This window comes from Coleofasciculus sp. H7-2 (assembly GCF_042747725.1).
Classification (GTDB): Bacteria; Cyanobacteriota; Cyanobacteriia; order Cyanobacteriales; family FACHB-T130; genus FACHB-T130.
On record NZ_JBHZGO010000064.1, the window covers coordinates 1 to 14,581 of the forward strand.

Consider the following 14,581-nt stretch of genomic DNA (forward strand, 5'->3'; position numbering starts at 1 on the left):
TATCGATTTTTTCGCATTGCATCGTCCTGATCCTCTGGGACTGGGAGATAGGTTGCAGCTGCATAAGTTCCATACTTTTTCAGCTAGGGTTTTCCTACTAATTCTTAATTATTTCTTAAGATTCCGCACTTGGGAGCATCTGCCACCTAATCAGTGTATCCCTAACAACTGATTACGCAACCTGAGAGGGAGCCATCGGTAGTGGGGTTGCAGATTCGGCAGACTGCTGTAGCGGAATTTCTAGAACAAACTCTGTCCCTTGTCCGGGCGTTGACAGACACTTCAGTTGACCTCCGTGACGCTCCACCACCACTTGGTAGCTAATAGACAACCCCAGTCCAGTGCCTTTTCCTACAGGTTTGGTGGTAAAAAAGGGGTCAAAGATTCGTTTTTGTACGGCTTCGGGAATGCCGCAACCATTGTCTGCAATCCGGATAACTACTTGATTTTTGTTGTTAAGTGTTGTGCAAATCCGAATCGTCGGTAGTGGGGAATTGGCGATGGGGAATTGGCGATCGCCACTTTCTTCTCCATGATTCATCACCCATGACTCACGATCGATTTCCCCTTCCAGGGCATCAATGGCATTGCCCAGCAGATTCATAAAAACCTGATTCATCTGCCCAGGGTAGCACTCCACTTGGGGTAAGTTGCCGTATTCTTTGACAATCAGAATGCCTGGTTTTCCTCCCTGCGGCTTCAATCGATGCTGCAAGATCAACAGGGTACTGTCGATGCCTTCATGCAAATCCACCGGCTTTTTCAGGCTCTCATCATGACGGGAGAAATTCCGCAAGCTAAGGACGATTTGGCGGATGCGCTCCGCCCCCATTTGCATAGAATCCAGTAGTCTTGGGAAATCTTCAACCAGGAATTCCCAGTCGATTGCCTCGGCTTCTGTTTGAATTTCCGCCGCTGGCTGAGGATAGTGCTGCTGATAGAGGTTTAACAAATGCAGCAAGTCTTGGGCATACTGCAAAGCCGGGGTCAAATTACCATAAATGAAGGAGACAGGGTTATTAATTTCATGGGCGACACCCGCCACTAGCTGCCCCAAACTGGACATTTTTTCGCTTTGGATCAACTGGGTTTGGGTTTTCCGCAGCCGATGCAGAGCTTGTTTAAGTTTGGTCGTTTTCTTCCTTAATTGGGCTTCTGATTTCTGTAATGCTTCCTCAGCTTGCTTGCGTTCGACCAGTTCAGCTTCCAGTTGCTCAAATAGCGTCGATTGCTGAATGGCGATCGCTAGCTGCACGCCAAGCTGTTTGAGCAATTCCACTTCCGATGCCTGCCATTGTCGCGTCCCGGCGCAGTTTTGGGCAACGAGCAGTCCCCATAATTGAGGAGTGGATGAGGGATGAGGACTGGATGAGGAGTGAGGACTGAGGGATGAGGACTGAGGAGTGAGGAGTGAGGAGTGAGGACTGGATGAGGACTGAGGACTGGATGAGGACTGAGGACTGAGGGATGAGGACTGAGGACTCAGGACTGAGGACTCAGGACTGGATGAGGAGTGAGGAGTGAGTGATGAGGAGTGAGGAGTGAGGGATGAGGAGTGAGGACTGAGGAAGAGTCCTTTCACCTCAGCCCGGTTTTGCACAATCGGGACGACCAGATTGGCTTTCACCTGAAACTGCGCTAGCCAATCAATCTGACACTGACTGAGATTCGCCGTGTCGATATCCTCAATCGCTTGAATCTCACCTTGTTGGTAAAGAGGAAGCTGATTTTCCCCAAAACATCTGCTGTGGATCTGGGTTCCCAAACTCTCAGCCCAACCCGTGCCGACCGATTCTACAGCCCCGATCCCACGCCCATCTGGATGCAAGCGGTAGATCGTTACCCGGTCGGTGTTGAGAAATTGCCGCACTTGTGCTACAGCCGTTTTCAGGACTTCTTCCAGGTTCAGAGACTGGCGGATGCGCTGATTCATGGTTCTGAGCAGCCGTTCTCCGGTCGCTTGCTGCCACAAGGCTGTTTCTACCTGTTTGCGACCTGTAATGTCCATCACCGTCCCAGCCACCCGTGCCGGTGTATTGGTTTGGTCGCAAAACAGGGTCCCTGTAACGGCAACCCACCGAACTGCACCATCCGGGCAAAGGAGACGATGTTCGATGCTAAAGAGACGACCTGCCAAGTTTTCTGTCTGTGATGCTTCTACAATCTGCGCGATCGCTTGTGTCACGCGATCGCTCTCCTCCGGATGAATACAATTCAAATAAGCTTCATAAGTGCTACCAGAACCGGCTGGGAAACCCAATAAAGATTCTGCATTTGCCGACCAGGTTAATTGACCCGTCTGCATCTCCCACTCCCAAACGCCCATACTGGCAGCATTCAGGGCAAGTCCCAGCCTGGTTTCGCTTTTTTGCAACGCCGCTTGTGACTGTTGAAGAGCTTCCCGGCGTGTAATATCTGTATGAAAAACGAGAAACTGAGTCAGTTCACCAGTGGCGTCCCAGACAGGAGAAATAGTCAGCTCATTCCAAAAAGGCGTGCCATCTTGGCGATAATTCTTTAAGATCACCTGGCACTCTTGCGCTACCTGAAAGGCTTGGCGAATTTGTTCAATCGCAGCGGGGTCAGTATCGACTCCTTGCAAAAAACAACAGTCGCGTCCGATGACTTCTTCTGAAGCATAGCCGGTTATCTTCTCAAAAGCCGGATTGCAATAGACGATAGAAGGCTTGGGGCAGCTAGCATCCATAATGACAAGACCACCGGGCATTGCTGCTAGGACGCGATCGCACAAGCCTAGTCCTTCCGGATGCTTACTAACGTGGTGGAACTTGCCTAACGTGCCTTGCTGGCTTGCCATTGCAGCTCTCCGAAGCGATCGGTAGCGAATATTAAGACCCGGTTTCTTACGCTACACGAATCTTAACTTCTCTCTACTATACCTAACGGCATATCCCTTCAGTGTGATGTGTTATACCAAACCCAGTGCTACCTTCTTAGCGTTCCTACCTGAGGGAATTACAAGAGATTAATCTCTACGCTCCTGATAATCATCAGAAGACATAGGATCTAATTCCCAACGACGGTCATCGCGCTGTTCTAAAATTTCGTTAGTCCGCAGAAATGCGCGATCGTCCATTTCCAATCCGACAGCTTTTTCTAAATCTTCTGTTACGTTCTGATCCGGAGTGGCAGCGGTTCCACCCACGGCTTCATCACCGACTGCATCTGCCTGTTCCCAAGCGGCATCGACATCGCCGCCAGTCAGTACGGGGCTAGTCGCATTATTATATTGCGCGATCTCATCCCGCAGTCGGCGATTTTCACCGATATTGAATCCGGGTTCTGGGTGGACACCAGTGCCATAGGATTCAGTTATTTCCTGCGGTAAATCTTCGTTAGCGGTCTCTTGAGCTTCTGTATCTGGTTGCTCGGTCATACGACTACTCCTTATTCATATCGCTATCTATGCAAAATACCCAACTTAGAAATTTATCTAAATCCTCAAATAGGAAGAAAAGGGGTGCGCTCATTTAAGTTAATAACGACTTGCTACTCGCAATGCTTAGAATTGTCCGCACCCCGCAAAAATTACGGTGATTAGATTTCAGCATAGCGATTTGGTGGCAAGTAGACCTATGACTTTGGAGCGAATTAAAAGCAAATATATATATCACCTAGGAGCGAAGCAGACCGTTCGAGGGAATACATAGGCTTAAAGTCAAGACCTAGCCTCTATCGCTGAGTTGTTAGGGAAAGCAAAAGGAGGGAAAATGACGCATCACGACCATGATGATGAGCGCATCACAGGAACCGCAGACGAACACTACAACCTGATCAGCGTGCTATATCATGCCCTAGAGGGTGCTAGTACCTACGAGATTTATATTCAGGATGCTGAGGAAGCTGGAGATGATGAACTTGTAGAGTTCTTTCAGCAACTAGAAGAAGAAGAGTGTCAACGCGCCGAACGGGCGAAAGAATTGCTTGCCAAGCGGATTTCTCCGCAGCGGGCAGTTGCTAGATAGCGATCGCGAAAGCTAGCTCGGACTTATCCCCCTTTAAATTTTTGAGAGGATTCGTGGTTGAAGCAGCCACGAAGCCCCCTGTTTGCATGAGTAAAAAGCGTGCAAATCAAAAACAACGTGCAATTACGGCGCGAACTTCAGGAAGTAGAGATCGTACTTTTTCTAGAAATATTCAACGCTTCGACGAGTAATTAAGTTAAGCCAAGCGTGAAAGTTGGAAAGATTTAAGAGGTCAAAAGTGAAATACGAGCAGTTCATTAAACAGGTTAAAAGCGTTGCCCAACTCATTTTTGCCGGAAGTTCATTGAGTGAAGTTCCCAGTTTGTAAGAATTATAAAAGTAAAAAAGCATCAAAATAAGTTTTACTTGTTTCTCGCGATCGCCAAAAAATTTTCCCACTTAAAAATGTTGATAAAAGAGGAAGTTTCATGACACAGCCAAATAATCCCGGCAGCAAGAAGCGCGTTGCCATCCTGATCGAAAACGGCGTTGAAGATGCGGAATTTCAAGTCCCTTATAAAGCCTTACAGATGGCGGGAATGGAGGTCGTTGTACTCGGTTCTCGCATGAACGAGAACTATGTGGGTAAACAAGGCAAATTGTCCCAGAAACCGGATGGCACCACGACAGAAGCCGTGGCTCTGGATTTCGATGCGGTCATTATCCCTGGCGGCATGGCTCCCGACATTATGCGGACGAACCCCAACACCGTCAACTTTGTAAAAGACGCATTCGAGCATGGAAAATTGGTGGCTGCCGTTTGCCACGGACCACAAGTTCTGATTGAAGCCGATTTGCTCAGAGGTAAGCAAGCGACTGGCTTCTTCTCTATCCGCACAGACATGATCAATGCCGGTGCCCATTATGTGGATGAGCCGCTAGTGGTTGACGGCAACCTGCTCACCTCGCGTCAACCGGGTGATTTGGCAATTTTTACCACCGCTATTCTCAGCCGTCTCGGTTACGGTGGCAAAGAAGCGGCTTTACCGCATGAAAGCGATATCACTGCTGAATGGTGGAAACTGGCTGATGCTTGGGGTGGTTCCACCAAGGGCGACATTGCAAAAGGTTTGAACACCGCGCTTGCAGGCGAACGTTATTCGCAAGAAGCGTTTGAACAGTATGCCGAGAGAAGTACGGATACAGAATTGAGTTCGATGCTGCAAGACATGATCAAAAATAAGCAGCATCACATTCAAATGCTGGAAGAACGGCTAAATGCTCTGGGAGAAAAACCCTCGATTCCGGCGCAAGCTGCTGATAAATACGCTAAGTTTAAAGCTTCTCTGCAAGGCAGTGACGACACCGATCTGTTGCGTCGCACAATGGGCGATTTGCAAACCGGAGTTGTCGATATTAACAACCTGCGAATGAAATTTACCGATCCCATTTCTACCGCCATTCTCACTGAGATTGAAGTGGATTTGTCGAAGTACGAACAGTGTTTGGCGGGACTATATAAATCCCGGATGGCAGGTGAAGAAGTGAAGCCTGCGAAGCCGACGACTGGCGTTTCCGTCAAGATGTAAGTTTTGAGTGCCAAGTAAGCTGGGCATCGCCCAGCTTACTCATCTATTTGCTAATCGCTAATTCAACACTCAAAACGTTTCTCAACGACAGGAATGAGCATGAGTAGAAGACTGGAAGGTAAAGTTGCCATCGTTACGGGTGCAGGTACTGGAATCGGCGAAGCGATCGCGCATAAATTTGCGAAAGAAGGTGCCAAAGTCATTGTCAACGGACTCCCTAGCGATCCGCTTGATGAAGTCGCACAAGCAATTCAGCAGTATGGTGCAGAAGCGATCGCTTACGCGGGGGATATCTCGGAAGAATCCCACGCTCAAGCTTGTGTCAAAGCCGCCATTGACTACTACGGGCGTCTGGACATTTTGGTGAATAATGCGGGTGTGTTTTTGGTAACGGCTGAGACTCAGGACTATCCCATTGATGTTTTTGACCAGACGCTGCGGATGAACATCCGTTCCGCCTTCCTGATGACCAAGTATGCCCTACCGCACCTACAAAAAACACGCGGAAACATTGTCTCCGCTGGGTCTGAGGCTGGTTTTAATGGATTGGCGCGAAATACTCCCTACGGTGGCACTAAAGGCTGGATGCATTCCTTTATGAAAGGCGTGGCGGTCGAGCAAGCTCAATACGGTGTTCGCGCTAACTGTGTTTGTCCTGGTGCCATTGATACCGCTTGGACGCACAAAGAAACTGGGCCAATGGATGCTCAGATGGAGAAAATGCTGATTAATGCGACTCCAATGGCTCGACGCGGTACCCCAGAGGAAATGGCAAACGTCTATGCCTTTATTGCTTCGGATGAAGCGAGTTACGTCACGGGGGCACTGTGGCTGGCTGATGGTGGCGTCACAGTGGCGAAAGGAGCCGTAGGCGAGCAAACGCCAGAATCTTTGCGTACTGAACCGCAAGGAGAACTGCGTCTGGATCATGCCAGAGAAGGGCTAGAACACAAACAAGTCCAAACGATTAGTTAAGCGCGGTGGAAATCAATGTAACTCAGTTTAAGGTCGGGAATTGTCCTTAGTTGGTTGCAAATCACCCATTATCAATTACCGTTTGAGGAAAACAGAAAATGACATCCAAAGATATCGTTCCCAGCGGTCAGAATGAACCCAGCAATGTCGGCGATCAGGAGCGTTGGGGATCGTTACTCGGCGGCGGCGCACTCGTACTGATGGGTTTAAAGCAAGGCTCTCTCAGGGGAGCGTTAATGGCGATCGCGGGTGGCGGTCTGATTTATCACGGTGCGACCGCAGAAAAAGGGATTCAAGACACCATACAGGAAAAAGCAGGCATGAACCAAAGCATCAAAGTTGAAAAGACCGTCACGATCAATAAACCAGCGGATGAACTTTATCGCTTTTGGCATAACTTTGAAAACTTGCCGAATTTCATGAAGCATCTGAAATCGGTGAAGGTTGTCAACGAGCGGCGATCGCACTGGATTGCCAATGCGCCGATGGGTGCAAGTGTGGAATGGGATGCAGACATTATCAACGAGAAAGAAAACGAGTTAATCGCCTGGGCTTCAACGGAAGGAGCAGACGTTGAGAATGCTGGGTTTGTGCGCTTTTCGCCTGCGCCTGCTAATCGGGGTACGGAAGTAAAAGTCGTCATCGAATATAACCCGCCGGGTGGTCCGGTCGGTGCTGCGATCGCTAAACTTTTCGGCGAAGAACCAGAGCAGCAAGTTGGAGACGATTTACGCCGCTTCAAAATGATTATGGAAGCGGGTGAAATTGCGACAACAGAAGGTCAACCTTCTGGAAGAAGTTAAGAATTTTATTTTGTGAGATTCTTAATTACAAAGAGAGACAACTGAATTGTAGGTTGTTCTCAAAACAAAAATAAGCAACGGAGATTGAGATGAATCAAGGAATTAATCGTTTGCAAAAGATTTGTTTGCGTCTTGCCACTGTGGTTCTGGCAGCGATCGCCTTTCTAGTAATTCCGGCTTTTAGCTACAGCCCAACTTTCCAAGCGCAAGCCCAAACCCTGATTGCTGACAATGCAGATTTTAACAGAACCAGCAGCGATCGGATTAAAAAAGCCATTGACATGGCTGAAGACCACGTCGGTGACAGAGATGGAATCGGTAATACTGGCTTGAAAAACATCAAAAAGCTGGGAGAAAATATTCCCGAAACCGCCGATGTGATTCGCAGCCAAAGATTTGATAACGATCAACCCGGTGACGTGGGCGATCCCAGTGTTGTTCAAGACAAAAATAATCAGGGAGTAGCCAAGACTAAAAATCGGGCTGCTAGATAATTCGGCTTCTCACTCAATACGTGTCGTGAAATTAAGCGACTGACTGTATTACCTGAGGCTGGGATGTTTGAGAAGTAACCGATCCCCCTAGCCCCCCTTAAAAAGGGGGGAACAAGAGCCTCAAAGTCCCCCAATTTATCGGGGGATGCAAGGGGGATATCCAAAGGGTTGGTGTATTATCAACAACTTTTTAAACATCCTCTGAGGCTGGGATGTGAGAAACCCCGTCCTGCGAATAGATAAGGGCGGGGTAATTAATAAAAGGATAAACAACATCAATGAAAGCAGTTTGTTGGTACGGTGCCACCGATGTGCGGGTCGAAACCGTCCCAGATCCCAAAATTCTCAATCCGCGCGACGCCATTCTCAAAATTACTTCGACGGCAATTTGTGGCTCCGATTTGCACATTTATGACGGCTACATTCCGACGATGCAGCCGGGTGACATTATCGGTCACGAGTTCATGGGAGAAATCGTTGAAGTTGGTAGCAAAGTGACCACTTTGAAACCGGGCGATCGCGTTGTCGTTCCTTCCACTATCGGATGCGGTCACTGTCACTATTGCAACCACGATATGTGGTCGCTGTGCGACAACTCCAACCCGAACGCTTGGATGGAAGAAAAGCTCTTCGGTAACGTCACTTCAGCAATTTACGGCTACTCTCACTTATTCGGCGGCTATGCAGGCGCTCAAGCTGAATATGTGCGCGTTCCCTTCGCCGATGTTGGTGTCGTCAATGTTCCCGCAGAAATTCCCGACGAGAAATTATTGTTTATCTCTGATGCCATTCCCACCGGCTTTATGGGCGCAGAGTTATGCGATATTCAGCCAGGAGATACTGTAGCCGTCTGGGGTTGCGGTGCTGTCGGACAATTTGCCATGATTAGCGCCTATATGCTGGGTGCCGAGAGAGTCATCGGCATCGACCGTTTTCCCGAACGTCTCCAAATGGCTAGGGAACACGCGAAAGCGGAAACGATTAACTACGAAGAAGTTGATGCTGGCGAAGCGCTTAAAGAAATGACCGGCGGTCGGGGTCCCGACTGCTGTATTGACGCGGTGGGATTAGAAGCTCACGGCATGGGGGTTGAAGGGGTCTACGACAAAGCGAAGCAGGCAGTCCGACTGGAAACAGACCGTCCCCACGTCCTGCGGCAAATGATGGTCGCTTGTCGCAAAGGCGGCACGCTCTCAATCATGGGTGTTTACGGTGGCTTTGTGGACAAACTGCCCTTTGGTGCTGCTTTCAACAAAGGCTTGACCTTCAGAATGGGGCAAATGCACGGGCAGAAGTATATGCAGATGTTGCTGGACAAAGTTTTGAATGGCGAACTCGATCCATCTTTCGTCGTCACCCATCATTTACCCCTAGAAGAAGCCAAGAACGGCTACGAAATGTTTAAGCACAAAAAAGACAACTGTATCAAAGTTGTGCTGAAGCCTTGAAGTTAGTAATTGGGAAGTAAAGATTGACCGATTACGAATAATCAAATAATAAACTGGAGTGTTTTCATGAACCAAGTAATTTCTTTTTTGCAAGGTATCCGTCTACGCCAGATTGCCACTGTATTTCTGGTTAGTACTGCATTTTTTGTGATACAGGCTTTTGGTTACGGCACCCCTCTGCAAGCCCTCGCTAATAACACGACATTGACACCGGAAACGAACTCTTACCAAGTCAAAGGAGCTGATGGTTCAGTCAATGCTAGGGCTGAAACGCTAAAAGACCAGACTGAAGATACAGGCAGTAATTTATTGGAAAAAATTGGGGCAGCTGCTGAAAATGTCAAGGAAAAGCTGAATCTTGATGAGCCGACGCCTCCCAGTACCAAAAAGTTTTTCAATCAGGTTCAAGACAAAACTGACAATGTAGTTGACAAGACAGTTCAAGGGGCGCGGGAAGGTTTCAACGATGCGGCGAATAACGTTACTGGCTCTTACTCAAAATAATCTGTAATACAGCGTGTAAACTTATGTAGTTTCCTCCTTGACAAGGGGGAGTAGTGGGGGGATTTGACAAAGTTTGCTTGACATTTCAATCCTCCCAACCTCCTTAACAAGGAGGACTAAGAAGAAGTTGCACATGGCGTATGTGTAGTTATTAGTCGTTAGTGAATAGTTCCTAGTTATTGATGATGACTAATGATTAATGGCAAATAACCCATAACTAATGACGAATGACTTAAGGAGAAAAATTTAATGAAAGCTGTTTGCTGGCATGGAAACAACGATGTGCGGGTGGATAATGTACCCGATCCAAAAATTCTCAACCCGCGCGATGCTATTGTCAAAATTACGTCAACAGCGATTTGCGGCTCCGATCTGCATATTTACGATGGTTATATCCCGACAATGCAACCGGGAGATATCCTCGGTCATGAATTTATGGGGGAAGTGGTTGAACTTGGCAGCGCCGTCAAGAATGTAAAAATAGGCGATCGCGTGGTTGTTCCTTTCACTATCTCTTGCGGTAACTGTTTGTTCTGCAACCGCGATTTGTGGTCGCTGTGCGATAACTCCAACCCGAACGGCTGGATGGCTGAACAGATGTACGGTCATTCACCATCGGGTCTTTTCGGCTACTCCCACTTGTTCGGCGGCTATGCTGGAGGTCAAGCGGAGTATGCGCGGGTGCCTTTTGCCGATGTCGGTTTGTTCAAAATTCCCGATGGATTGACAGACGAACAGGTACTGTTCCTCACGGATATTTTCCCGACCGGCTACATGGCAGCGGAAAATTGCAACATTAAACCCGGCGATATTGTAGCAGTCTGGGGTTGCGGGCCAGTCGGACAGTTCGCCATCAAAAGTGCCTTCATGCTGGGTGCCCATCGCGTTATCGCCATCGACCGCATTCCCGAACGCCTGCAAATGGCTAAAGAACAATGCGGGGCAGAAGTTCTCAACTATGAAGAAATCGATGTCGGCGAAGCACTCAAAGAGATGACTGGCGGACGCGGACCCGACTCTTGTCTAGATGCAGTCGGCATGGAAGCACACGGCACCGGACCTGATGCTTTTTACGACAAAGTTAAGCAAGCCGTGCGAATGGAAACCGATCGCCCCACTGCCCTGCGGCAAGTCATTGTCGCTTGCAGCAAAGGCGGTCATGTATCGCTAGCGGGTGTTTACGGTGGCTTCCTCGACAAGATTCCAATGGGTGCAGCTTTCAACAAAGGCTTGACGTTCAAGATGGGACAGACGCACGTCCACAAATACTTGCGCCCGTTATTGGAACATATCCAAAATGGCGATATCGATCCATCTTTCGTAATCACACACCGCTTGCCTTTAGAAGAAGCAAAGCACGGTTACGAAATTTTCAAGAATAAAAAAGACAACTGCATCAAGGTTGTACTTAAACCATAAGGTCAAACTATGGAACTTGACCGATCTACTCAGGGTGAAAACACCGTCAAGATTAATAATTTGCTTGAAGAAGTCTATCACTTGGTAGAACAACTCGAACAAGAGGCACAAGAAAATCGCCAGCGTTTCCAACAAGAGATAGAAGCTGGCGAAATTCTCACCACTGAAGGTCAATCTTCTGGACAGAAATAGTTGTTTTGTCAGTTCTCTGGTAGAGATGCCGATTGATTGAGTCTCGTGAGTGAGTTGAAGCCATGATGTCAAACCCTAACAGAAGACGGGGCATCGGAAGCCTGTTAGCGCGTCACTGGTGGACGGTGGCGTTGCGGGGTGCGTTACCGAAGCGGTGCGGAACTCACTTCGCGATTCTCTTTGGTTTGGCAGTGTTTATGTAACTGGATATCAACTGCTTTTTCAGTCAGTGGTGCTGACACCGTGAAGTATCTGGAGAGAAACGTGCGAAACGTGCGATGGCTGCCAACGACTTACTTAAACGATGTCAGATTTGACTTGCGACGCGGCAAAGAAGGAATGGCATTCATTACCGATTCTTCTGATTCTGGGCCAAATGCAATTATTGTCGTAGACCTCGCTTCTGGGAAAAGTTGGCGACGGCTGAACAATCATCCCTCCACCAAAGCCGAACCAAATTTTTTGCCCAGCGTCGAAGGACAACCGTTGATGATGCGAAAGCCCAATCAACCACCCAGCTACAGCGTTTTCTTTCTGGATGAGGTACAGTCAAGCTTCCAAAATCAAAGGTTTTAGGCGATCCTCGTACCTCACTAGCTTCAAAAGTGCTGTATATTAAAATCGGTGCGGATGGTATTGCGATTAGTGCTGATGGCGATCGCTTATTTTACTGTCCTCTTGCGGGTCGCCGCTTATACAGCGTCAGCATTGATGCTTTAGCAAATGAGCAGTTATCAGAGTCGCAAGTAACGGCAACTGTGGTGGATCTCGGCGATAAAAGTGGTGCCTCAGATGGACTGGAATCAGATGCCGAAAACCGAGTTTACCTGACGAACTACGAACACAATTCCATTCTTCGCCGCCTACCAAATGGAATGTATGAAACTCTCGTTCACGATCCTCGTGTTTTGTGGCCCGATACGCTTTCTGTTGCATCAGACGGCTATCTCTATTTCACTGCCAATCAACTGCATCGCCAACCGAATTATCATAGCGGCAGAGATTTAAGAGAAAAGCCCTACAGTCTATTTCGAGTCCGCATTGATGGGAATCCAATCTTGCTCCGCTAAGAGCATTTAAACAACATATCTGAACAAAGAAGAGGCAAATATGACTGATACAACTGTAATGAAAGTAGATTCTACCAATTCCCCCAAAGGTGAAATGGGTCAAAAGTATCTCGCATCAGGCAAAACTATCTCGATGCGCCTTTGGGAAAATGAGCAACCCGACGAACCAAAAGAAGCAACTGCGCGGGAATATGAGACTGTTGGTTATGTGATCAACGGTCGCGCTGAGTTGCACCTGGAAGGTCAAATAATTTTGCTAGAACCAGGCAACTCTTGGACTGTACCAAAAGGGACATCCCACACCTACAAAATTCTGGAGCCTTTCACGGCAGTTGAGGCAACCTCTCCACCCGCCCAAGTTCACGGACGCGACGAAGCTTAATCCAACATTAATTAAGCAAAACTACTTGAATAGTACCAAACAAAAACCTGTTTGTTTTTAGAGAACAGGTTTTTGTTTGGCAATAATCACTAAGCATTAATATGATTTACATTTTAAAGAATCCATCATCAATTAGACACAAAATAACGGGCAAAACATACATAATAGATGATTGTTGAAAATTAGCGATCGCTAGATAAACTGGCAGCTAATTGTTAATTATTCAGACAAGGGCGATCGCACTCGCCCTTTTTTTGTTGAAGGCGATCGCTCTCTACTCCACCATGTCTAAATGCTGTACGCAGTGTTTGACAGCTTTACCCTCTGGTCTGGCGAACTCGTCCGGGGTTTTACTCTTTCACTTTCCTGGTGCCGGATTAACTTTTCCAGTTTCAGGTCGCCATATTTAGCATAGAGCTGTTTGATCTCTTCATTCATCTGGTCGCACTCGGTCTGTAGCCGCTGATTTTGATGGCGTAGCTGTTGAATCGCTTCCTTATGTTCCTGACAAGCTATCAGGTAAGTTTGGCGAGAGTTCGCCAGTTCATCCTGTAGCTTCTGAATGTCCTGTTTCAGCTGCTCTAATTCCTGGGATTCAACCGAGGTTGTTAAATGAACTTTTTTTGGAGCGCTTTGTTGACTGGAAACACTCTTATTATTCTCAAGCTCTAGGCGAGAGTTCGCCAGTTCATCCTGTAGCTTCTGAATATCCTGTTTCAGCTGGTGTACTTCCTGAGATTCACCAGGGAAATTTAAATGGACTTCTTGTATATAACTTTGTTGACTGGAAGGACTATCATTTTTGGCAGTCTGTAGCAATTGCAACCCGACTTCTCTGAGTCGCACCAACGTTAAATCTTTACTAAGCCCGATGTAACAGTGATAGAGTTCACCATTTATTTTCTTGCAGGCGGACCAAAAATCTCCATCGGTTTTAGTTTCTTTGCTAGCTATGAAATCAGATGTACGTTGATCGACTGGCTCAAATTTAAATGACTTAGTACTTGGTAAGTTAAGCCATTGGAACCATTGCTCAGAATCCAGATGAATGTCTTCTAGTCGTTCACCCCGTCGTGGATCTTCTACCCAAAATTCTAATGTTGCCCTCTCAGTGAATGACCAAACCTTTGGTGTCTTAGCCGCCATAATTAAGTTACACAGATAAGTTATTCGCAAAAGTAACAAGTTTCAGCATTATCCCTGGTATACCATGTAACTTTTTATCCCAGTAACGTTCCGAATTTTACGGTGGCTCTTTGCCGATAAACGTATAATTACTGAACCTCTTCAATGCACCTCACTTGTTTTGTCAGTAAATATACAAGGAATTTTCACTGGTGAAGATTTTTAGGCATAAGGTTTATTAAATCTTTAAAATAGTCAGGATTACTCTTGACATAATCTTCATAATCAGGGGCAGGCTGCAAGTTATACAGTCTAATTCGCCGGGTGAGGGCGCTAGAGGCGGAACAAGGACAAATTCCATCTGTGGCGTTGACGGCTTATGTCAGAGTAGACGACCAGAAAGCAGCCCTTTCGGTAGGTTTTCAATCTCATGTCGCTAAACCAGTTGAACCCGCTGAGTTAATTGCGGTCGTCGTGTCCCTTGTCGGACGAACTGGAAATGTCTAATTTCATCGTCAGCGACAAAAGTTTCAGATACCCAAAATGCCAAAAACGAGCGTAAGTATAGCGAATGCTTTTAGCTTATAGTTTCCTCCTCTGTGGTATGAGATAGGCGCAAAGACGGTATACCATCACGGGTGCGACTTCGGATAT

At 47.4% G+C, this 14,581-nt stretch carries 15 protein-coding genes and 1 pseudogene; 13 read left to right on the forward strand and 3 right to left on the reverse strand.

What is annotated here, in order from left to right; all coding sequences use genetic code 11:
• Window positions 1-172: 172 nt before the first annotated feature.
• Both ACFW2W_RS13140 and ACFW2W_RS13145 read right to left on the reverse strand, forming a co-directional pair.
• On the reverse strand, window positions 173-2,818 hold the full coding sequence (locus tag ACFW2W_RS13140; protein WP_378178467.1) for an ATP-binding protein: 2,646 nt from the start codon (window positions 2,816-2,818) through the stop codon (window positions 173-175).
• 168 nt (window positions 2,819-2,986) lie between these two features.
• Complete coding sequence (locus tag ACFW2W_RS13145) at window positions 2,987-3,397, reverse strand: DUF6335 family protein (RefSeq protein ID WP_378178469.1); 411 nt, start codon at window positions 3,395-3,397, stop codon at window positions 2,987-2,989.
• Between the two features lie 334 nt (window positions 3,398-3,731).
• Between ACFW2W_RS13145 and ACFW2W_RS13150 the strand changes: the two genes are divergently transcribed.
• From ACFW2W_RS13150 to ACFW2W_RS13205, 12 genes and pseudogenes are all read left to right on the forward strand, one after another.
• Complete coding sequence (locus ACFW2W_RS13150) at window positions 3,732-3,986, forward strand: hypothetical protein (RefSeq protein ID WP_378178471.1); 255 nt, start codon at window positions 3,732-3,734, stop codon at window positions 3,984-3,986.
• Window positions 3,987-4,414: 428 nt separating this feature from the next.
• On the forward strand, window positions 4,415-5,515 hold the full coding sequence (locus ACFW2W_RS13155; protein WP_378178473.1) for a DJ-1/PfpI/YhbO family deglycase/protease: 1,101 nt from the start codon (window positions 4,415-4,417) through the stop codon (window positions 5,513-5,515).
• Between the two features lie 99 nt (window positions 5,516-5,614).
• A complete protein-coding gene (locus ACFW2W_RS13160) occupies window positions 5,615-6,490 on the forward strand; it encodes an SDR family NAD(P)-dependent oxidoreductase (RefSeq protein WP_378178475.1) in 876 nt (291 codons plus the stop codon).
• Between the two features lie 98 nt (window positions 6,491-6,588).
• Window positions 6,589-7,293, forward strand: a complete 705-nt coding sequence (locus tag ACFW2W_RS13165) for an SRPBCC family protein (protein ID WP_378178477.1) — start codon at window positions 6,589-6,591, stop codon at window positions 7,291-7,293.
• Between the two features lie 89 nt (window positions 7,294-7,382).
• Window positions 7,383-7,787 (forward strand): hypothetical protein, encoded by a 405-nt coding sequence (locus ACFW2W_RS13170; RefSeq protein WP_378178479.1) that lies wholly within the window; start codon window positions 7,383-7,385, stop codon window positions 7,785-7,787.
• Window positions 7,788-8,065: 278 nt separating this feature from the next.
• Entirely contained in the window at window positions 8,066-9,235 is a 1,170-nt protein-coding gene (locus ACFW2W_RS13175; RefSeq protein ID WP_378178482.1) for a zinc-dependent alcohol dehydrogenase, read from the forward strand.
• A gap of 66 nt (window positions 9,236-9,301) precedes the next feature.
• A complete protein-coding gene (locus ACFW2W_RS13180) occupies window positions 9,302-9,739 on the forward strand; it encodes a hypothetical protein (protein ID WP_378178485.1) in 438 nt (145 codons plus the stop codon).
• A gap of 249 nt (window positions 9,740-9,988) precedes the next feature.
• Window positions 9,989-11,158, forward strand: a complete 1,170-nt coding sequence (locus ACFW2W_RS13185) for a zinc-dependent alcohol dehydrogenase (RefSeq protein ID WP_378178488.1) — start codon at window positions 9,989-9,991, stop codon at window positions 11,156-11,158.
• 9 nt (window positions 11,159-11,167) lie between these two features.
• Window positions 11,168-11,350 carry a hypothetical protein gene (locus tag ACFW2W_RS13190; RefSeq protein WP_378178491.1) on the forward strand — a complete coding sequence of 61 codons (183 nt, stop codon included), beginning with the start codon at window positions 11,168-11,170 and terminating at the stop codon, window positions 11,348-11,350.
• A gap of 62 nt (window positions 11,351-11,412) precedes the next feature.
• Window positions 11,413-11,553: a hypothetical protein gene (locus tag ACFW2W_RS13195; protein ID WP_378178494.1), complete on the forward strand. Its 141-nt coding sequence runs from the start codon at window positions 11,413-11,415 to the stop codon at window positions 11,551-11,553.
• A gap of 79 nt (window positions 11,554-11,632) precedes the next feature.
• Window positions 11,633-12,420, forward strand: a pseudogene (locus ACFW2W_RS13200) (SMP-30/gluconolactonase/LRE family protein); the annotation flags it as partial.
• 40 nt (window positions 12,421-12,460) lie between these two features.
• Window positions 12,461-12,802, forward strand: coding sequence for a cupin domain-containing protein (locus tag ACFW2W_RS13205; protein WP_378178497.1), 342 nt, complete (start codon window positions 12,461-12,463; stop codon window positions 12,800-12,802).
• A gap of 288 nt (window positions 12,803-13,090) precedes the next feature.
• Here ACFW2W_RS13205 and ACFW2W_RS13210 read toward each other — a convergent pair whose 3' ends face one another.
• Entirely contained in the window at window positions 13,091-13,948 is an 858-nt protein-coding gene (locus ACFW2W_RS13210) for a hypothetical protein (protein WP_378178500.1), read from the reverse strand.
• 303 nt (window positions 13,949-14,251) lie between these two features.
• Between ACFW2W_RS13210 and ACFW2W_RS13215 the strand changes: the two genes are divergently transcribed.
• On the forward strand, window positions 14,252-14,434 hold the full coding sequence (locus ACFW2W_RS13215) for a hypothetical protein (protein WP_378178503.1): 183 nt from the start codon (window positions 14,252-14,254) through the stop codon (window positions 14,432-14,434).
• Window positions 14,435-14,581: the final 147 nt, after the last annotated feature.